This window comes from Streptosporangium sp. NPDC000095 (genome assembly GCF_042899335.1).
Lineage (GTDB): Bacteria > Actinomycetota > Actinomycetes > Streptosporangiales > Streptosporangiaceae > Streptosporangium.
In genome coordinates this window covers 264,175-283,324 of the sequence record NZ_JBIAZS010000008.1, presented here as the reverse complement: position 1 = coordinate 283,324, position 19,150 = coordinate 264,175, and the positions used below count along the sequence as shown (strand labels likewise).

19 protein-coding genes and 1 pseudogene are annotated in these 19,150 nt (G+C 70.7%); 7 read left to right on the top strand and 13 right to left on the bottom strand.

The window, feature by feature from the left end:
• Positions 1 to 85 precede the first annotated feature (85 nt).
• The gene (locus tag ACFY3V_RS20095) at positions 86 to 922 is read right to left on the bottom strand and encodes an alpha/beta fold hydrolase (RefSeq protein ID WP_389775192.1); all 837 of its coding nucleotides are present in this window, start codon (positions 920 to 922) and stop codon (positions 86 to 88) included.
• A gap of 83 nt (positions 923 to 1,005) precedes the next feature.
• Between ACFY3V_RS20095 and ACFY3V_RS20090 the strand changes: the two genes are divergently transcribed.
• The gene (locus ACFY3V_RS20090) at positions 1,006 to 2,166 is read left to right on the top strand and encodes a sigma-70 family RNA polymerase sigma factor (RefSeq protein ID WP_389775189.1); all 1,161 of its coding nucleotides are present in this window, start codon (positions 1,006 to 1,008) and stop codon (positions 2,164 to 2,166) included.
• A gap of 167 nt (positions 2,167 to 2,333) precedes the next feature.
• Here the strand turns inward: ACFY3V_RS20090 and ACFY3V_RS20085 are convergent, their stop codons facing one another.
• Positions 2,334 to 2,624: a DUF1905 domain-containing protein gene (locus ACFY3V_RS20085; protein WP_350947208.1), complete on the bottom strand. Its 291-nt coding sequence runs from the start codon at positions 2,622 to 2,624 to the stop codon at positions 2,334 to 2,336.
• Between the two features lie 238 nt (positions 2,625 to 2,862).
• The gene (locus tag ACFY3V_RS20080) at positions 2,863 to 3,045 is read right to left on the bottom strand and encodes a hypothetical protein (RefSeq protein ID WP_362901322.1); all 183 of its coding nucleotides are present in this window, start codon (positions 3,043 to 3,045) and stop codon (positions 2,863 to 2,865) included.
• A gap of 460 nt (positions 3,046 to 3,505) precedes the next feature.
• Here ACFY3V_RS20080 and tuf point away from each other — a divergent pair, with 460 nt between their 5' ends.
• Entirely contained in the window at positions 3,506 to 4,678 is a 1,173-nt protein-coding gene (gene tuf, locus ACFY3V_RS20075) for an elongation factor Tu (RefSeq protein WP_362901324.1), read from the top strand.
• A gap of 467 nt (positions 4,679 to 5,145) precedes the next feature.
• A complete protein-coding gene (locus ACFY3V_RS20070) occupies positions 5,146 to 5,433 on the top strand; it encodes a DUF3040 domain-containing protein (RefSeq protein WP_350947211.1) in 288 nt (95 codons plus the stop codon).
• Positions 5,434 to 5,680: 247 nt separating this feature from the next.
• Here the strand turns inward: ACFY3V_RS20070 and ACFY3V_RS20065 are convergent, their stop codons facing one another.
• The 4 genes from ACFY3V_RS20065 to ACFY3V_RS20050 all read right to left on the bottom strand — a co-directional run bounded on the left by ACFY3V_RS20065 (position 5,681) and on the right by ACFY3V_RS20050 (position 10,249).
• Positions 5,681 to 7,339, bottom strand: coding sequence for a penicillin-binding transpeptidase domain-containing protein (locus ACFY3V_RS20065; protein ID WP_389775184.1), 1,659 nt, complete (start codon positions 7,337 to 7,339; stop codon positions 5,681 to 5,683).
• A 46-nt stretch (positions 7,340 to 7,385) separates the two neighbouring features.
• Positions 7,386 to 8,036, bottom strand: coding sequence for a lysophospholipid acyltransferase family protein (locus ACFY3V_RS20060; RefSeq protein ID WP_362901329.1), 651 nt, complete (start codon positions 8,034 to 8,036; stop codon positions 7,386 to 7,388).
• Between the two features lie 492 nt (positions 8,037 to 8,528).
• A complete protein-coding gene (locus tag ACFY3V_RS20055) occupies positions 8,529 to 9,002 on the bottom strand; it encodes a hypothetical protein (protein WP_350947214.1) in 474 nt (157 codons plus the stop codon).
• Between the two features lie 269 nt (positions 9,003 to 9,271).
• Positions 9,272 to 10,249: a tyrosine-type recombinase/integrase gene (locus tag ACFY3V_RS20050; RefSeq protein ID WP_389775180.1), complete on the bottom strand. Its 978-nt coding sequence runs from the start codon at positions 10,247 to 10,249 to the stop codon at positions 9,272 to 9,274.
• 126 nt (positions 10,250 to 10,375) lie between these two features.
• Here ACFY3V_RS20050 and ACFY3V_RS20045 point away from each other — a divergent pair, with 126 nt between their 5' ends.
• Both ACFY3V_RS20045 and ACFY3V_RS20040 read left to right on the top strand, forming a co-directional pair.
• Positions 10,376 to 11,173 (top strand): GNAT family N-acetyltransferase, encoded by a 798-nt coding sequence (locus ACFY3V_RS20045; RefSeq protein WP_362901333.1) that lies wholly within the window; start codon positions 10,376 to 10,378, stop codon positions 11,171 to 11,173.
• 116 nt (positions 11,174 to 11,289) lie between these two features.
• On the top strand, positions 11,290 to 12,402 hold the full coding sequence (locus tag ACFY3V_RS20040; protein ID WP_389775176.1) for a winged helix DNA-binding domain-containing protein: 1,113 nt from the start codon (positions 11,290 to 11,292) through the stop codon (positions 12,400 to 12,402).
• A 167-nt stretch (positions 12,403 to 12,569) separates the two neighbouring features.
• Here ACFY3V_RS20040 and ACFY3V_RS20035 read toward each other — a convergent pair whose 3' ends face one another.
• Positions 12,570 to 12,644, bottom strand: a complete 75-nt coding sequence (locus tag ACFY3V_RS20035; protein WP_362901514.1) for a hypothetical protein — start codon at positions 12,642 to 12,644, stop codon at positions 12,570 to 12,572.
• Between the two features lie 190 nt (positions 12,645 to 12,834).
• Between ACFY3V_RS20035 and ACFY3V_RS20030 the strand changes: the two genes are divergently transcribed.
• Positions 12,835 to 13,479, top strand: a complete 645-nt coding sequence (locus tag ACFY3V_RS20030) for a LysE family translocator (protein WP_362901337.1) — start codon at positions 12,835 to 12,837, stop codon at positions 13,477 to 13,479.
• A gap of 14 nt (positions 13,480 to 13,493) precedes the next feature.
• On the opposite strand, the gene ACFY3V_RS20025 is transcribed toward ACFY3V_RS20030, so the two are convergent.
• The 5 genes and pseudogenes from ACFY3V_RS20025 to ACFY3V_RS20005 all read right to left on the bottom strand — a co-directional run bounded on the left by ACFY3V_RS20025 (position 13,494) and on the right by ACFY3V_RS20005 (position 17,556).
• Positions 13,494 to 14,084 (bottom strand): DUF4865 family protein, encoded by a 591-nt coding sequence (locus ACFY3V_RS20025; RefSeq protein ID WP_389775173.1) that lies wholly within the window; start codon positions 14,082 to 14,084, stop codon positions 13,494 to 13,496.
• A 39-nt stretch (positions 14,085 to 14,123) separates the two neighbouring features.
• The gene (locus ACFY3V_RS20020; RefSeq protein ID WP_362901341.1) at positions 14,124 to 14,252 is read right to left on the bottom strand and encodes a hypothetical protein; all 129 of its coding nucleotides are present in this window, start codon (positions 14,250 to 14,252) and stop codon (positions 14,124 to 14,126) included.
• Positions 14,253 to 14,455: 203 nt separating this feature from the next.
• A complete protein-coding gene (locus tag ACFY3V_RS20015; RefSeq protein ID WP_389775303.1) occupies positions 14,456 to 15,658 on the bottom strand; it encodes a cellulase family glycosylhydrolase in 1,203 nt (400 codons plus the stop codon).
• 51 nt (positions 15,659 to 15,709) lie between these two features.
• Positions 15,710 to 16,075, bottom strand: a pseudogene (locus ACFY3V_RS20010) (cellulose binding domain-containing protein); the annotation flags it as partial.
• Positions 16,076 to 16,329: 254 nt separating this feature from the next.
• The gene (locus ACFY3V_RS20005; protein ID WP_389775169.1) at positions 16,330 to 17,556 is read right to left on the bottom strand and encodes a leucine-rich repeat domain-containing protein; all 1,227 of its coding nucleotides are present in this window, start codon (positions 17,554 to 17,556) and stop codon (positions 16,330 to 16,332) included.
• Between the two features lie 274 nt (positions 17,557 to 17,830).
• On the opposite strand from ACFY3V_RS20005, the gene ACFY3V_RS20000 reads away from it, so the two are divergent.
• Positions 17,831 to 19,003, top strand: a complete 1,173-nt coding sequence (locus ACFY3V_RS20000; RefSeq protein ID WP_362901343.1) for a UDP-N-acetylglucosamine--N-acetylmuramyl-(pentapeptide) pyrophosphoryl-undecaprenol N-acetylglucosamine transferase — start codon at positions 17,831 to 17,833, stop codon at positions 19,001 to 19,003.
• The last annotated feature ends 147 nt before the right edge of the window (positions 19,004 to 19,150 follow it).

Here is a 19,150-nt window from a genome sequence, read left to right as displayed (position 1 = left end):
ACGGATCCCGCCCCCGTCGGTGGGATCCGTCGCATGCGATGTACGTGGCCACGCGTGCTCACGGCCGTCGTCGTTCGATCGTCGTTCAGTCGCCCCGCAGGACCTCGCGCAGCCGGGGGACGAATCCCTCGGGGTCGTCGAGGAAGGCGATGTGGCCACCGGGGAAGTACGTCGGCTCCGTGCCGAGCGCGGAGGCGAGCGCGGTCGACGCGTGGTCGCAGAGCTGGCCTGCCGACTCCTTCCCGATGCCGACCACGATGCGGGGCGACCCGGCCCGCAGTGCGGCGATGTCGGGCTGCCAGCGGGTGGTTCCGCGCATCTCGTGCAGGAACCAGAAGCGCTCGTCCGCCGCCTGCTGCGGATCGGGCTCGGCCGGAGCCTCCGCGGTGCCGTCGGCGGACTCCTCGAAGTCGGGCAGCGGGATGTTCGCATTGATCATGAACTTGGTCCAGGCACCCGCGACGTCGCCGGAGACGTAGGTGGCGATGATGTCCTCGACCGCCGCGTCGCGCTCGTCGGGGTTGTCGAGCAGACGGTTCAGCGGGGGCTCGTGCGCGATCACGGTACGCACCCGCTCGGGATGGGCGACGGCGAGTGCCAGCGCGGTGACGGCGCCGCCGCTGGAGCCGAAGACCGCGGCAGGGCCGGCGTCGAGGTGGGCGAGGAGCAGGGAGAGGTCGTCGGCGCGCAGTTGCGGGGTCGAGTCATGGCCGGGGGTGTCGAGGGAGCTTCGGTTGACGCCCCGCGGGTCGGTGGTGAGCACGGTGTGGTCGGTGGCGAGCAGGCCGGCCAGCGGCGCGAAGTGATCGGCGTGCATCGGGGCGCCGACGAGCGCCACGAGAGGGCCCTGCCCCCGCACCTCGTAGTGGAGTGTGGCGCCGGGGACCTTGAGGGACCCGGTGGTGACGGTGGTGCGGCTCATCGCGACCTCCTGGAACAGTCTGGAACGGTGCTGTGGTGCTCGGTCGAAGTGAAGACTACGAGCGTGGGGCAGAATCGTCGCTCGTGAGGGAAATTTCTTCGCGGTTCGCGGACATGACGGTGGAGGGTGCCGGGGAGGCCGATCCGGCGCGGACGCGTGCCCGGGACGAGGACCTCGCCCCGGGCCGCGACGGGGGCAGCGATCCGGCTCGCGACGGGGACACAGACGGGGACACAGACGGGGACACCGACCTGGTCCGGGCGCGTGCCGGGGACGACGCGGCGTTCACCCGTCTCGTGGAGCCGTTGCGCCGCGAACTGCACGCCCACTGCTACCGCATGCTCGGCTCCACCCACGACGCCGACGACGCCCTGCAGGACGCCCTGCTGCGGGCCTGGCGGGGACTCGCTCGCTTCGAGGGCCGAAGCTCGCTGCGCTCGTGGCTCTACACCGTGGCCACCCGCACCTGCCTGGACATCGTCGGCGCCCGGGGCAGGCGGGCACTGCCCGTCGACCTCGGCCCCTCCAGCGACCGCGCCGTGCTCGGCGACCCCCCGCTGACCGACGTCGCCTGGCTGAGCCCCTATCCCGACGCCGGTCTCACCGACGCCCCCGTGGGCCCGGACACACGCTACGAGCAGCGCGAAGCCGTCGAACTCGCCTTCGTCGCGGCCCTGCAGCACCTGCCGGGCAACCAGCGGGCGGCACTGCTGCTGTTCGAGGTTCTCGGCTTCTCCGCCGCGGAGATCGCCCTCACGATGGACACCACCACCACGTCGGTGAACAGCGCCCTGGCGCGAGCGCGCAGGGTCGTCGCGGACAAGGTCTTCCCCCGCACGCAGCAGCCGACGTTGCGGAAGATCGGAGACGCCCGCGTACGGGAGATCGTCGCCGACTACTCCTCCGCGCTGGAACGCGGCGACACCGACGCCCTGGTCGCGCTGCTGACCGAGGACGTCACCTGGTCGATGCCGCCGATGGCGCACTGGTACCGCGGTCTGGAGGCGGTCACCGACTTCGCCGTGCGGGTCCCGCTGACGACGTGCGGAAGCTGGCGGCACCTCCCGGTCGGCGCGAACGGCCAGCCGGGAGTGGGCTGCTACCTCTGGGACGAGGGCGCCGCCGCGCACCTCGCCTGGTCGATCAACGTGTTCACCCTGCGCGGCGATCGGATCGCCGACATCACCTCGTTCGTCGACCCCGGCCACTTCGTCGCCTTCGGACTGCCCGCGTCACTGCCCTGAGCCCGGAGCAGGCCGAGGAGCCGGTCCCCCCGCCGGGACGACGCACGCCCGTCGGCACCGTGGCATCGGCCGATCCGTCGGCGCGTCACGGGAGGCCGGCCCGGACTCGCGACCAGGACTCGGGCGCCTCTCTCAGGGCGGCACAGGTCCGCCGCTCCGCCCGGGGGTCAGCTGAACCGCCGGTCGAGGTGGAACGTCACCTCGGCGCCGGCCTGGTCCTTGCCGATGAGCTTGCACAGCGCGGCCCTGATGGGAAGCCAGTGCGGGCCGTCGCCCGACGGCATGAGGGTGGCGGTGAACGGGTGGCCGTCGATCGTCCCGCCGACCTTCACAGCCCGCCTCGTGCCGAGGAGTTGGGCGGAGTCCGGCACGGTCACGAAGGTGGCGAAGGCTCCGTCCTTCTCGATGGGTGCGGTGAAGGCGTGGTCAAGCGGTTGTGCGGGCTTCTGCGCGGACATCTTCGTCTCCTGACGTCGTCTTGAGTCACCGGAAGTCATCGGGAAAGCCGTCTGCCGATGAGGTGTCGCCACCGGGCCGGAGGTTTTGGCGCCGGTGGAAGAGGTGACTCCCGCGACGGGATGGAATCGTCGCTCATGGGCGAGAATCGTCCGCGGACCGTCGGCGGACATCGCGCCAAACCGTGATCGGGTGTCGGGGGTTCCACCCCGACACCCGATCACGGTCTCACGCCCCCGGCTACTGGACCGACCGCCCACCCGGGTGGGCGGGTTCCGCCTCCGGCACCCTGACCTCGGGCTGCCCGGAGTGTTTCCTCGCCTCCTTCGCCGCTCGTGTCGCCTTGATCGCGGCCTTCTTGCTCTTCCCCGAGCTCTTCGCGGCCTTGTTCCTGGAATCCTTGGCTTCCTTGGCGTCCGTCATCGTTCCCCCGTTGTGCTTGATGGACGATGCCTTCGATTAGGCATTCAAGGCGGTTTAATACCCTTTACCGGCACCAATCATCCACGCTCCGTGTCCTGTTGGGCGCGGAGCGTGTCCGGATGTCGTGATGGGACCCGCCGGATGCCGGGTCGTATGTCGAAGTCCTGTGCTCCGGCCGCCGGAAGCGGCGCCGGCCGCCGTGCCCGCTCGCCGCGCACCGGGCCGGAAATCCGGTTGCGGTCCCATCCGGCCGTACCCGACCATGAACGCATGTTCCGGCACGCCACCCTCGCGACGCCCGCCACCGCGGGCGCGCCGGAGCGTGCCCCGATGTCCGCCGCACCGCGGCTCGACGGCGCGGAGCGCTGACCCCTTCCCGTGAGTCCCGGGTGACCCGGCGGGGAGGGGTCGGCCGAGCACGGGTCGCCACCACAGGCGAGCATCGAGGGAAAGAACAGTCATGGCCAAGCAGGCCTACGTGCGGAACAAGCCGCACCTCAACATCGGCACGATGGGACACGTCGACCACGGCAAGACCACGCTCACCGCGGCCATCACCAAGGTGCTCAGCGAGCGGGGCGGCGCGAGGTACGTGCCGTTCGACCGGATCGACCGTGCTCCCGAGGAGGCGACGCGGGGCATCACGATCAACATCTCCCACGTCGAGTACGAGACGGCCACGCGGCACTACGCGCACGTGGACATGCCGGGCCACGCCGACTACGTGAAGAACATGATCACGGGAGCGGCGCAGCTCGACGGGGCGATCCTGGTGGTGTCCGCGCTGGACGGAATCATGCCGCAGACCCGCGAGCACGTGCTGCTCGCGCGGCGGGTGGGCGTCGAGCACGTCGTGGTCGCGCTCAACAAGTCCGACGGGGCCGACCCGGAGCTGGCCGACCTCGTCGAGCTGGAGCTGCGGGAGCTGCTCGCCGAGCACGGCTACCTGGACGTGCCCGTCGTCAGGGTCTCCGGGCTGCGGGCGCTGGAAGGAGACCCGGAGTGGACGGCGTCGGTCGAGGCGCTGCTCCAGGCGGTCGACGACCACGTCCCGGTGCCGGTCCGCTACACCGACGCCCCGTTCCTGCTCCCGGTGGAGAACGTGCTCACCGTCACCGGGCGGGGCACGGTCGTCACCGGGGCGATCGAGCGCGGCACGGTCAAGGTCGGCGACAGCGTCCAGGCCGTCGGGCTCGGTGAGGGTTTCACCGCCGTCGTCACCGGGGTCGAGACCTTCGGCAAGACCATGGAGCGGGGCGAGGCCGGTGACAACGCCGCGCTTCTGCTGCGCGGGGTCCGGCGCGAGCAGGTACGGCGCGGTCAGGTGCTGGCCGCACCCGGCTCCCAGAGCGCCCACCGCGCCTTCACCGCCCGCGTCTACCTCCTGACCGGGCAGGAGGGCGGGCGCAGCGGCGCCGTCGCGACGGGTTACCGGCCGCAGTTCTACCTGCGGACGACCGACGTACCGGGCCGGATGGACCTGGGGGACACCGGCCTCGCGCTGCCCGGTGAGACGGTCGAGGTGACCGTGGAGCTCGGCAGGCCGGTGGCGCTGGAGGCCGGTCTCGGCTTCGCGATCCGCGAGGGCGGCAAGACGGTCGGCGCGGGAACGGTGACGGCCCCGCTCGACTGAACCGGGCTCGGCGCGGGCCGTGCCGGTGATGTCCCCGCACCGCGTGACGATCCGGTACGGACCGTGCCGGTGACGTCCCCGCCTCCTGTGGTGAGTCGCCGCAGGAGGCTGGGACGTCACCGGCGCGAAGATCGCCACCCTTCTCGCGAGGTCGGTGGGAGGCCCGGCCAAGCGCTCTCGCTCACCGGCGCACCATCCTCGCCGCCGGGGACGTGGACGCGGCGTCAAGCGACCTGCCGGGTGGCGCGAAGGAGAAGGTCAGGGCGGTGGAATGTCGAGATCGCGGAGAAGGCTGGGAATCGCCCGACACCTCTGCGGGCGCCGTATCGCCCCCGTGAGAGGGCATGATCGCGTGCTCAGATTGCGTCCACGAAAAGAACGGGTAAATCGAGGCTCTCGGAAAGGATAATGATCTTCACGATTGGGCAGAACGTCCGCACACGGCTTGCGTTCCGGGGAGGTGATGCATGGCCTGGTCACAAGACGAGGAGCGCATGCTGCTGCAGATCGAGCGGCACCTCATCGACGAGGATCCACGACTCGCCGCGCGGCTGGAGTCGTTCAACGAGCGCGTCCAGCGCAAGGAGGGCGGCGGCCGCAGGCGTGGCGCGAGGAAAGGGCGGAGGCGGTCTTCCTGGCGTCTCCGCCGCTCGACGGTGATCATCATGTTCAGCTGGCTGCTGATCGCGACACTGATCGCCACGCTCCTCATCATGGTGCTACGTCACGAGGCGGTCGCGGCGCTCCCGTTGTGATGGGGGCCGCCACCTTCGTCCGCCGGTCGATGTCGCGATCGCCCGAACGCTCGGAGCACTCCGGGCGTTCGGAGTGAAGACGGCGGGCGGCGCGCAGGCCCGGTCGGCGGCCGGTCGCGGCGTGTGCTCAAGCGGCGGGTTCGCGAAGGCGGAGTACGGCTCCGGCGGGTAGGCGCGAACGGCCGGATCGGCGGCGCTGCCGGGCGGGGTGCGGCCGGAGGTCCGGCAACGGACGGCTCGCGCGAGATCAGCCGAGAGCGCGCAGGAAGTCGGCGGCCACCGGGGCGGCGACCGCGCCGCCGCCCGAGCCCTCCTCGACGATCACCGCGAAGGCGACCTCGCCGCGGAAACCCATGAACCAGGCATGCGTCTTCAGGTCGCCCTGCTCGCCGTACTCGGCGGTCCCGGTCTTTCCCCGGGTGCCCCGGGGCAGGCCCGCGTCCTTGGCGGTGCCCTTGGTCACGACCGCGGACATCATCTGCTGGATGCTCGGCATGACCTCCTCGGGAAGGGCCTGCGGCTGCACTTCCTGCTTGAGCGAGGGGACCAGGGTCGGTGGACGCCAGGTGCCGTCGGCGAGCGCGGCGGCGACCGAGGCCATCATCAGCGGGCTGGCGGTGATCCGGCCCTGGCCGAACGACTCCGCGGCCAGTTCGGCGTCACTCTCGGCCTTGGGAAAGCTGCCCTTGGCGGCCGCGACGCCGATGTTGAGCGGCTTGTTGAAACCGAACAGCTCCGCGGTGCTCAGCAGCTTGTCGGCGTTCAGCCGCTCCTTGGCCAGCGGGGCGATGGTGGTGTTGCAGGAGTAGGCGAAGGAGTCGGACAGCGACACCGAACCGTAGGCGGCGTGGTTGGAGTTGCGGATCGGCAGACCGCCGACCGTGACGTCCTTGGGGCAGGTGACCCGATCGCGAGGGCTCATTCCCTCGGCCAGTAGTCCCACGGTGGTGACCGCCTTGAACGTCGAGCCGGGAGGGTAGTTGCCGTCCAGGGCACGGTTGAAGCCGCCCACGTTGTTCACCACCGCGAGGATCTCGCCGGAGGAGGGTCTGATCGCGACCAGCGCGGCGGTCTTCTTCAGGTCGCGGACCGCTTCGACGGCGGCCCGCTGGACCCGCGTGTCCAGGCTGGTCTCCAGATCCTTGCCGGCCTCGCCCTTGATCGTGTCGAGCGTCTTGACCGTCTTCTTGTCCGGGCCGACGAGTTCGATCTCGGTGTCCGGGGTGCCGGCCAGGCGCTTCTGGAAGGTGTGCTGCAGTCCGCTCGCGCCGACCGCGTCGCCAACCTTGTAGGGCACGCCCAGCTTCGCGACGCTCTTCGCGGTGGCCTTCTCCAGGTAGCCGACGATCTGCTGCACCGAGCCGCCTGAGTCGGAGCCGTCGATGCGGCCGCCGTTCGCCGAGGTGATCGCGGCCCGTTCCGGCCACTTCGTCTTCAGCGCGAAGGCGGTGTTCGCGGTCAGGTCGGGGTGGACGGCCTTGGGCGACCACTTGACCCGCCAGTGCCGGTCGACGACCGCTAGGTCGACGCTGCCGGAGTAGCTCCACTCGCCGATGTTCTTGAGCTTCAGGGTAGCGGTGTATGCGGCCTGTCCCGTGCCGTCCCCGGTCTCGCGTACCCCGTTGAGCCGCACCGCGGTGCTCTGCACCGCCAGGGCCTTGCGCATGTTCTCGTACGCCGCTGGGAACGCCGGGTCCGGCGCTCCCAGCTCGGCGCGCATGCCCGCCAGGTCGCCGCGCTGCCAGGCGCCGACGAACCGCTCCGCGGTCTCCTGGGGGGTTCCTCTGGTGTGCAGGTACCACCAGGCGCCGCCCCCTGCGGCCCCCGCCACCAGGACGACGGCTGCCGACGTGATCGCGATCGTTCTGCCCCGTGCCACCTGATCCCCCCAGATCTTTTCGCCCAAGGGCCGCAGCCTAGCGTGCGTTAACGCGACATATGCCCATAAAAGATCATTTGGTCTGTGAACGGCTGGGTGCGTAGCTTGCCGCGTACTCTTGGCCGGAAAGCTCCTGGATCGCGAACATGATCTCGTCGGTCACCCTGCGCCGGTCACGCGCGCTCGTCTCCGAGCCGCTGAAGGTCATCGGCTTGCCGATGTGTACTTTCACCCGGCCCAGCCTGGGTCTGGCCGCTCCGATCGGCAGAACCTCCCCGGTGCCCTCCATCGCCACCGGGACCACCGGCGCGCCGGTGGCCAGGGCCAGCCAGGCGACGCCGACCTTGCCCCGGTAGAGGCGTCCGTCGGGGGAGCGGGTGCCCTCCGGATAGATGCCGAACAGCTCACCCTTCCTGAGCACCTCCGCCGCCGCGTCCAGCATGTCCTGGGCCGAGGTGGGGCTCTGCCGGTCGATGCTGATCTGGCCGGTGGCGCGCATCCACATGGCGGTGACGGGATTGCCGGTGAAGTACTCGGCCTTGGCGACGAAGCGCACCTGGCGCTTGAGCACCAGCGGCAGGAAGGTCGAGTCGAGGATCGACAGATGGTTGGAGGCCATGATGGCCGGACCCGAGACGGGGACGTGCTCGTGTCCGGTGACCGTGGTCGGCCAGAGCAGGTGCAGCATCGGAGCGCTGACGATCTTGGTCAGGCGATAGAGCACGGGCTCTCCTCATGGGACGGGTTACCCAACACTAGGCGGTGGCCCGACGGCCAACGGTTGTACGCACCCACACAAGCGGAGCTCACAGGTTTGTAGCCCTCCTCCAACACCGTCGTGCCTTTCCGTGACGAGTCCGACGAAACCGCTCACCAGGCGCGAAGGGAGCAGGGGGGAAAAGAAACGCCCCGCGGGCCGGAGGGGCCCGCGGGGCGTGACGTTTGGTGCCGATGTGGCGGTCGCCTCCTCGGCGAGAGGCACAACACGGCTCCAGCCGAACGGTATTCCGTGAAGGCGGTAATTTGCGGCCCGGGGGACACAAACCACATCGGCACGATCACTCTAACCGACGTCTGCCGCTGGTTATTCCGCTTTGAGGCCACCGGCGTGTCCCACGCTGCCGCGGGCCCCGAAGATCCGCAGGTCAAAGCTCCTCGAGGCTCTTCCTGAGCGGGGTGATACTTCCCCGGCCTGACGGCCTGCCGGGCACTCCGCTCAGGCGGGGGCGCTCAGGGACGGCACCGCCTCGGGCAAGGGAGCCACGGCCGTCTCCGATCCCACGAGGATGGCCGAACGGGGGGTCCGCTCACGCACGTCCTCGCTGCGGATCGCCATCACGGCGGGCGGGCTGCCCAGGTCGCCGTACCGGGCGGCGACGGCCGCGGTGATCGCCCGGCCCGCGTCGGCGACCGTCTCCCTCGCCGAACCCGGTGGGCGCGCCACCGACAGATGGCCCAGCAGCGCCGCGAACCGCAACTCCTCGGCCGCCGCGTGGGGGAGCCCGTCGTCGGACGGCGGCAGCGGCCGGTCCAGCCAGAACACCCCGCCACGCAGGAGCGCGGGATATGTCGCCTCGTCCCGCTGGAGCGTGAGCACGGAATCAGCCAGCAGGCGCCCGAACTCCTTCAGGTCGGTATCGGGCGGCAGATCGGTCGTGACCAGCAGCGAAACCCGCAGTGCGTCCACCATGAGCGGCTATCCCTCCTTGAGGTGGCTCATAGTAGGGGTCGCCACCGACAGTTACGGCGCGCCCGGTGAAACGTGTCGGGATCAGATCTCGGCCACGGTGCCGTGAGAGGGGGTGTCGGCGGTGGCCGTGCCGGCCCCCGGACGGACGCGGATCGGTCTTCGACGGGCCTTCGACCGGGCGAGAACCGGTGCGGACCGGCTTTCGCCCGGGCCGTGGCCGAGGGCCGGACGAGGGGGACCATTCTCCGGAGGCGGACCTTCGCCGGTGGTCAGAGAGGCTTGGGCGCGGGAAGGGTGATCCTGTCGACGGCCTCGCGGCGACGCCGTTCCGGGCGGCGGTCGTAGCGCGCGGTGGTGGCGGGGGAGGAGTGGCCGACGAGAGCCTGCGCGGTGGCCAGGTCCACCCCGGCGTCGAGCAACTCGCCGATGAAGGTGCGCCGGAAGTCGTGCGGGGTGCGCGCTGAGGCCCCCGCCTCGGCCAGGCGCCTGGCCAGGATGTCGGCGACGGCCTGCCCCGTCATGGGGGCGGGCCCGCCGTTCCTGATCCGCAGTCGCCCGAGCCTGCTGATGGGGCAGAACAGGGCGCCGGCGGGGCGGCCTCGCACCGCGAGCCAGCGTTCCATCCTGGCGAGGGCCTCCGTGGTCAGGTAGACCAGTCGCTCCTTGTCGCGCTTGCCGCGCACCCGCAGCGAGCGCGATCCGGGGTCGTAGTCGGTGAGCGCGAGCCCGGCGATCTCGGCGCGGCGGCAACCGGTGGAGTAGAGCGCCGCGAGCAGGGCGGCGTCGCGGACCCCCGCCGGTGAGTCGTCGCGGTCGCACGCGGCGAGCGCGGCGCCCACCACCTCGGGCGGCACGTGCCGGCCCGCGGGCAGGCGGGTGTGCTCGACGGTCGGCAGGTCGGCGGCGCGCTGGTATTCCTCGGCGGTCATCAGGCCGAGCCGCCAGGCCTCGCGCAGCACCCTGCGCAGCGCGACCAGGTGCTTGTTGACGTACGACGGAGACCAGCCGCGCTCGGTCATCAGGGCGCGGATGCGCACGGTGTGCTCGTAGCGCAGCAGGTGCCAGGGCTGACCGGCGCCCGAGGAGACCTCGTCGCCGGAGACGAGCGCGGCGAGCCTGTCGAGGCAGCCGCGCATGGTGCGGCGGGACTCCGCGCTGGTCAGGGAGTCGAGATACACCCGATAGGGATCTCGCGCGGGCTCGATGGACGGGCCGGGCGAGGCGGGGACGGCTGGCACGCTCACCATGCGGATCCTAGCGGCCGCCTGTCGGAATCTACGCTGTAAAGGAGCCGGGATGAAACAGGAACCCGCAGACCGTGTCCAGGCCCATGGGCATGTCGAGGGCGATGAGTGTGTGGTTGGCTGTTCGCAATGAACATTTCATCACGGGCTTCCGCCTATCTCAGGGCGTACGACGAGCAGCTGCGGGCCAGGCCGATGCCGGGTCGCACTGCCGAGCGGATCGGGCCGCTGCTGAGGACCGTGTCGAACGGTCACGGCCAGGGTTTCCTGACATATCGGGACCTGGGTGGTCTGGCGGGCGCCGAACTGGACGCCTTCATCGCGAGGCAGCGGGACTTCTTCACCCGGGTCGGACGCGAGGTCGAGTGGAAGTACCACGGCTACGACCTGCCCGCGGACCTGCCCGAGCGGCTCGCGGCGGCCGGGTTCGAGCCGGGGGAACGGGAGACGGTGTTCGTCGGCGAGGCCGGTGAGCTGGCCGACACCAAGGCGGCGCCCGCGGGGATACGGCTGCGCGAGGTGACGGGGCGGGACGACCTGGAGCGCATCCGCGAGCTGGAGGAGACGGTCTGGGACGCGGACCACGGCTGGCTGCCCGGCATGCTGGAGCGCGACCTCGCCGGGCCCGGGGATCCGTGCGCGGTGGTGATCGCCGAGGCGGACGGACAGGTGGTGTGCGCGGCGTGGGCGCGCTTTCACGAGGGCACCGACTTCGCCTCGCTCTGGGGCGGTTCGACCCTGAAGGAGTGGCGGGGCAGGGGCGTTTACCGGGCGATGGTGTCGTACCGGGCGGAGCTGGCGGTGGCGCGGGGCTTCCGTCTGGTGCAGGTGGACGCCTCCGGCGACAGCGGCCCGATCCTCGCCAGGCTGGGCCTGGAGGCGATCACGACGACGACGCCGTACGTGTGGGTGCCACCGACCCTCTGATCACCCGGGATGTTTTGTCGGATGCCGGCGATATCCTGGCGCGGATCCGCGAACGGACATCACGGGTCGTCGGGCCCCGGGGCCGCGACATCGTGACGCGTCACGAGAGGACACGCATGCCCGAGGTGCTCAGTCGGCGCGCGCTCAACCGGGCCACGCTGGAGCGGCAGCTGCTGCTGGCCCGTGCGGAGCTGTCCGCACTGGAGGCGGTCCGGCATCTGTACGGCATGCAGGCCCAGGCGCCGAATCCTCCCTACATCGGATTGTGGACCCGCCTGTCGGGGTTCGCCCACGACGATCTCGCCCGGCTGATCAACGAGCGCCTGGTGGTGCGGCTGTCGCTGATGCGCTCCACCATCCACCTGGTCACCGCCGACGACTGCCTGGCGTTGCGCCCGCTGCTCGGCCCCATGTTGGCGCGGGGCCTGCGCGGTCCCGCGCACGGCAGGAGCCTGGCGGAGGTGGACCTGGACGAGCTCGCCGCCGCGGGGCGGAAGCTGGTGGAGGAGCGCCCCCTCACCTTCCGCGAACTCGGCGCGCTCCTGCGGGAGCGGTGGCCGGAGGCTCCCGCCTCCGACCTGGTCGCCGGGGTGCGCAACACACTGGCTCTGGTCCAGGTCCCGCCGAGGGGGATCTGGGGGGTGGGCGGGCAGGCCGCCCACACCACCGCCGAGGCGTGGCTGGGCCGTTCCCAGGACGAGCGGCCCAGCCGCGTCTCCGCGGAGGAGGCGATCCGCCGTTACCTCGCCGCCTACGGTCCCGCCACGGTGATGGACGTCCAGCAGTGGTCGGGCATGACCCGGCTGGGGGAGATCGTCCGGGGAATGGGCCTGCGGACCTTCACGACCGAGGACGGCGCGGAGGTGTTCGACCTGCCGGAGGCCTCGCGCCCGGACCCCGGGACTCCCGCCCTGGTGCGTTACCTGTCGGAGTTCGACAACACGCTGCTGTCGTTCGCCCAGCGGACCAGGACCCGGATCGCGGAGGAGGAGTACCGCGGGCGGATCTTCACCGTCAACGGCATCATCAAGGCGACGGTGCTGGTCGACGGTTTCGTACGGGGCATGTGGAAGGTGACGCGAAAACGGGGCGAGGCGATCATGGAGGTCGAGCTCTTCGCACCGGTGAGCGAGCGGGAGCGGGCGGATCTGGAGGTGGAGGGGGCGCGCATGCTCGACTTCGTCGCCCCCGAGGCGACCTCCCGCGACATCCGTCTCCTCGAAGCCTGAGCCCGTCGTTCCCGTGACGGTTGGAGTGGGAGACGTCACTTCCGCAAGGCGGAGGTCCGGGTGTGTGGGTTTCCGTGCGACAGGAGCGAGGGCGTTTCCGCGAGGCCGGGGTCCGGGGCATCGCTCTTCGCGTGGCCGGAGCCGGTCATGGCGGCCTCGCGCGGCGTTCAGGGTACGGGCGGCCGGGGCAGGCCCGCCCGGTGGGCGTCGGTGCGGGCGCGCAGCCCGTCGTTGAACACCACCCGCGCGCACCCGAACGCCCGCGCCGGCGCCTGGCGCTGAGCGGCGTCAGACGGGTCCCTGTGTCGACCAGCTCTGGATCGATCAGCGGGTTGTCGGGGAAGACCCAAGAGTGAGCCTGCGGCGCCCTTTTAATGCCAATCACGGGAATTGGCCATTCTTTTGACGGGGAAGGTGGCCGATGATGTGGTCATGATCTCTGTCAGCGCCCTCGCGGGCATCGCCGCGGTCGCCCTCGGCCTGGTGCTCACCCCCGGCCCCAACATGATCTATCTGGTGTCGCGGTCGGTGACGCAGGGGCGTCTGGCCGGAATGATCTCGCTGGCGGGTGTCGCGGCGGGCTTCCTGGTCTACCTGCTCGCGGCGGTGGCCGGGATCGCCGCGATCTTCGCGATGGTGCCCGCCCTCTACGCCGGGATCAAGCTCGCGGGCGCCGCGTACCTGCTGTGGCTGGCCTGGAGGACGATCCGGCCCGGCGCCCGGCCGGTCTTCGCGCCCGGCGCCCTTCCCGCCGACCCGCCGCGACGACTGTTCTCCATGGGGCTGGTCACCAACCTGCTCAACCCCAAGATCGCCATCCTGTACGTGTCCCTGCTGCCGCAGTTCGTCGATCCCGCACGCGGTGACGTCGGCACGCAGAGCCTGCTGCTGGGAGCCACCCAGATCGTCGTCGCCCTCTCGGTCAACGCGCTGATCGTGCTGACCGCGGGCTCGGTCGCGAGCTTCCTCGGCGGGCGGCCCACCTGGATGCGCGTGCAGCGCTACCTGATGGGCGCCGTGCTCGGCGGACTCGCCCTGCGCATCGCCACCGACCGCTCACCCGCGGGGGTCGCGTAGGCGCTCACCCCCGCCTACCAGTGGCGGCCCGTCGCGATGTCGCCCAGGTGTGGCGTCGAGAGGTGCAGCACTCGATAGGCGGTCTCTTCCTCGTCGGCGGCGACCTCGTGCTCCCACAGCGTGAAGCGCACCAGTTCCCAGTGCCGGGGATCGACGGCGAGGGCCGCGGAGTGCACGCCCGCCATGCCGGAGTGTCGGCGCAACTCGGCCAGTGCCCGTTCGACCGCGGTGGCGGGGTCCGTGTCGGCGGGGATCGGGTCGGTGCGGCGCGAGGCCGCGCGGGGGACGGTCTCCGACGAAGGCCCCCGCTCGTAACCGGCGCCGATCCAGTGCCGGATCACGGGCCTGCCGAAGTCTCGCACGATGTTCTGGAAACCGCCTCCGCCCCACAGGAAGCCGTTCATGCCGGTGAGGGAACTCCACAGGTAGAAGGGCGAGTACTGGTTGACCGTGGAACCGTCGACGCCCCGCTCCCTGACCAGGTACGCCTTGAGCCCCAGCCCGGCGTAACCGTCGAGTGCGTGCCCTCTGGTCGCCACCCGCTCACGGATGATCCCCATGTCGTAGTCGGCGGGCAGCCCGATCTCGTACTGCATGGCGTGCATGAAGGAAGTCCCCCCGGTGATGGACGAACGCGGTTTTCGTCACTCAGCCGTGACCGAGGTCGATGAGGCCTGGCCTTCGCGGGGCACGTAGCCCAGCGCCCGCGTCCGGAACCCGACGGCGCGGTCCGTGTCGGTGACGCCCAGCACCACCTGCCCGATCCTCAGCATCTCCCAATGCTGGCAGGAAACCCTCGCCGACGGAAAACCGATATCCCGTTGTTTCGTGGTCGGGGCCGGTGTTCTCCGGCGTCGGGCTTCCGATCCGCCCTGACGGTTACCTCATCCGGAATGCTTCGGGCGAGGGGGTCGGCTCAGGTGCCGACCCCCTCCGATCATCTGGGTTCCCGCGGGTTCCTCCTGGTCCTGTCCGGTCAGAAGTCGTCGGCGGTGCGGATCCGGTCACGGATCCAGACGCCGGCCTCCTTCAAGGGGGCGGTGCCGGTCCAGGGGCCTCCGGCGTTGCACGTACCGGTCTTGAAGACCGCGCCGGAGCGGTGGTCGTCGGAGAAGTTCCAGTTCACCCAGCTGATCTTCTTGCTCGCCATGAGGTCGAGATAGCGCTGGGACATGGTGAAGTCGTTGGCGTCCTCCCCGGCGTAGTTCTGCGTGCCGAACTCGGTGACGAACATGGGGATGCGGTCGGCCGCGCGGGAGAGCGTGTTGAGGTACTCGGTGCCGTGCGAGGCCGCGTAGAAGTGGAAGGTGTACATGATGTTCGTGGCGTTGACCGGGTTGCCCGTCACCTCGGTCTCCGAGGCGCCCTCGGACACCCCGAGCGACGACCAGGCGCGGGTGCCGACCAGGACGATCCCGTCGGGGTCCTGCGCCCGGATCACCGGGATGATCTGCTCGGCGTAGCTCTTGATGGTGCCCCAGCTCACGCCGTTCGGCTCGTTGGCGACCTCGTAGATGACGTTCGGCTTGGCGGCGTGTCGCTGGGCGATCTCGGTGAAGAAGGTCCTGGCTCGGGCGAGGTTGTAGTTGGGGTCTCCGGGAGTGAGGATGTGCCAGTCCACGATGACGTACATGCCCTGCGCGCTGACCTGCTCGATGAGCGTGTGCGCGAGGTCGGTGAACGCCCGCGGGTTCGTCTCGTAGCCGTCCTCCTGCACGTACGTGGACAGGCGGACGACGTCGGCCTTCCAGTCGGTCGCCAGCGCGGTCAGCGAGCCGGTGGTGACGCACTGGCGGTACCACTGCAGGCCGTGGGTGCTCATGCCGCGCAGTTGGATCTGCTTGCCGTTCTTGTTGCACAGTTTGGTGCCGCAGACGCGCAGTTGCCCGTTGGCCGCGACCGGCGTGCCGCCATCGCCGCCCGCCTGGGTCGTCGCCGTGACGGACGCGCTCTTCGCCGACTCGTTGTTCGCGGCGTCGCGGGCGGTGACGGTGTAGGTGTGGGTCGTCGAGGCCGCCAGTCCGGAGATCGTGGCGGTCGTGCCGGTCACGGTGGCGACCACGGCGGAGCCCTCGTAGACCCGGTAGTCCTTGACCGTGCCGCTGTTGTCGGTCGAGGCGTTCCAGGCCAGGCTGATGGAGGAGGAGGTCGTGCCGGTGCTGCGAAGGGATGACGGCACGCTCGGCGGCGTGGTGTCACCGGGGTTCTGCCCGCCGCCGCAGGGGGCGCCGTTGAGTGTGCAGTTGACCGGCGAGCCGGAACCGGAGGCGATGAAGCCGAAGGTGGTGCTCGCCCCAGGGGCGAGGGTGCCGTTGTACTCCCGGTTCTTGAAGGTGTACCGGCTGCCGCTGCTGGTCATCAGGGAGTCCCAGTATGTTCCGAGACTCGTGCCCGACGGGAGGTCGAAGGAGACCGTCCAGCCGTTCAGTGTGGCGGTTCCGGTGTTCTTGACCGTGTACTGGCCGCTGTAGCCGCTGCCCCAATCCTGCGCCTTGGTGAACGTCGCGGTGTCCGCGTGGGCGACGGAGGGGACGATCAGGGTGAACAGTAACGTCAGTAGCCCGGTCAGCACCAGGGCTGGGGTGGTGCGCCGCATCATCGCTCCTTGCGTGGGGGGACAGGGGCAGATCGTGGCTCTTTATTAGGAAAGTTTCCTAACGTGACACGTGACGTTAGGTGGACGGAGCCTGTCATGCAAGACCTGGATCCCCATTCCCCACGGGGAAATTCAATCGACGGGACGCTTCCCGCTGTTCCCCGGGGCGGATTCGCCCGTCCCGCCGCACGCCGCGAGCCGGTGGCGGCCGCCGGTGCGTCCGCGCACGGCTCCGCTCCCGGGCTGGGCGCCGGTCAGCCGATCGGGCCCGGCCCCTGCCCGATGATCCGCTCTCCGAGCCTGGTGACGAGCTGGGCGCGTACGTGGGAGGGGAGGGCGCAGCCGTGCGCGACAAGGGTGCCGAGCGTGGGCAGGTCGAGGAGCACACCCCAGTCCTGGACGTCGTCGCAGTAGGAGACGTCCAGGTGGCGGAGGTCCTTCAGCGCCTGAAGCGGGGCGAGCGACCGCACGGGCGTGTTCCTGATCGACAGGTGTTCCAGGGTGCGGAGGCCTTCGATGCCGTCCAGGCCGGTCAGCGGTGTGTGCTCCAGGTCCAGCCGAGTCAGAGAGGTGAGGGCCGAGATGTCCTCGGGGATGCGGTGCAGACGGCTGCCCGACAGGTCGAGCTCCTCCACCCCGGTGGGCGCGGCCAGGGCCGAAAGAAGGAGCGCCGGGGGCGGGAGTATCACCGGCCGGGGCTGGGCGAGCACCGGTGAGCGCCCGGCGGCCGCCTCCTGCAGCACACGCCATCCGTCCACCGGCGCGCCGTACCCGCCGAGACGGACGTACCCCGAGGGCAGCCACGGCGCGAGCCGTTCGGCCACGATGTCGGCACGGTCACCGGCACCGATGACTCCGGCCCGCAGCAGGCCGTAGTGCTCGTACGCGTGCTCGGCGGGAACGAACAGGTCCGTCACGATGTCCCCGCCCACGACGAGGACCCCGTCGTTGCCCGAGCAGAAGATCACTCCCGCCGCGACCGTGCCGAGCACCAGGTGGTCGGCCGCGCTGTGGATCGCGCGGGCACGCAGGTCGCCGGTGACCGCGAGGTAGCTCTCCGAGGCGTCGCCGTCGTCGAGAAGCCCTTCCACCGCCAGCCCGCCGATCACGATCAGCGGAGCCTTCACGTCGAGCCCGCCGGGAACGTACGTGTCGCCGAACCAGATCGTGGCCCGGTGCACGATCCACCCCGACTCCGTGCGCTCCGCCCCGTCGGGGAAGACCGAGGGCGTCTCGCCGGGAAACGCCAGCGACCACGCCTGCGCGAACAGCAGACCGTAGACGGGAGGCATGATGTGGTGCGGCCACTCTCCGGCCTGGGCCGGTCGACGTAACCAGGATCCGATCGGGTGCAACTCCTCCGTGAGGTCGCCGAAATAGTTCAGTGCCTCCGCGCCGGCCCCGGCCTGTTGCCGGAGCACCTTCAACGCGTCACCGAGACGCTCCGACGCCCCGGAGAAATGCTCACCCGTCAGATCCATGTCACATACCGTACTCATCACCACGAATTCTGATGGCCGTTCGGGCGACGCTCCCGGATGACGGGCGTGTCGGAAACCACGGGGCGCGACCGTGCGGTGACGAAGGGCAAAGTGGATCTTCGCGGGGACCTCGGGTACCGTGCCCGGGGCCCCTGAGCACTCCGGCCCGGCGCGGCCCTGAACGTGGACCGGGCGCGGATCGAGCACGGACCTGAGAGGGTACCGGGCAGGGGCGGGCACGGAACATCGTGACATCGGAAGGATGGATACACATATGGAGGCCGGAAATCGCCGGACCCTGCGGTTGCTCGTCACCGGAGGCGGGACCGGTGGTCACACCTACCCCGCGCTGACCACCGTCGAGGCCCTGCGCGACCACGCCGCCGCGCGAGGGCTCGACCTGGACGTGCTCTGGGTCGGTACGGAGGCCGGCCTGGAGTCCCGCGTCGCGGCGGAGCACGGCATCCCGTTCCGCGCCATCACGGCGGGGAAGCTCAGGCGCTCGCCCAACCCGCGAGAGCTGGCGACCAACCTCGCGGACATGTTCCGGATCCCGGTCGGCGTGTTCCAGGCGTTCGGCATCGCCGCCCGCCATCGCCCCGACGTGGTGCTGTCGACCGGCGGGTACGTGTGCGTGCCGCTGGGAGTCGCCTCGCGGGTGCTGGGCCGGCCGTTGGTCATGCACGAGCAGATCACCTCCCTCGGCCTGGCCAACCGCATCCTGTCGCGTTTCGCGCGGCGGATCGCGCTGACCCATCCCTCCTCGATCGAGCACCTGCCCGCGGGGGTACGCGACCGGGCCGTCGTCACCGGCAACCCGGTCCGTCCGCACCTGCTGCGTGGCAACGTCGACGCGGGACGGCGCCACTTCGGGCTCTCCTCCGACCTGCCCCTGGTCTACGTGACCGGCGGCGCCCAGGGGAGCCGCCAGATCAACACCATGGTCGAGGCGATCCTGCCCGACCTGCTCGCCCGCGCGCAGGTGATCCACCAGTGCGGCCCCGGCTGGATCGCGCAGCTCACCCGGACCGCCGCGGGGCTTCCCGTGGGGTTGCGCGACCGCTACCGTCCGGTGCCCTACGTCGGCGCCGAGCTGGCCGACGTGTTCGCCGCGGCCGATGTCGTGGTCTCCCGCAGCGGGGCGGGCACGGTCGCCGAGCTGACCGCGGTGGGCAAGCCGTCCGTTCTCATCCCCCTGGTGCCCTCGGCCGCCGACGAGCAGCGCCAGAACGCCCGCTACCTCGCCGAGGCGGGCGCCGCTCGTGCTCTCCTGGAGGACGGTCCCACCGCCGACCACCTCCTGGCCGAGCTCGACGCCCTGCTGTGCGACCCCGGGGCCCGTGCCGCGATGGCCGGGGCCGCCGGAGCCCTCGGCCGCGTCGACGCCGCCGACAGGCTGGCACTGGTGCTCCTGGAGGCGGCGGGAACGGACGGCAAGGCCGGTTGAGCCCGACGCCGGAGTCCCGGGGAGAGCCGGCCGGCCGGGGACGGTGGCCGGTGTCGCGGGAAGAACCGGCCGGGTGGGAGGGGTGGGCTTCCCGGTGCGAGGGGCGTCGAAGGGAGTCTCCTCGGTGTCCGCGCGAGGTAGGTGTCT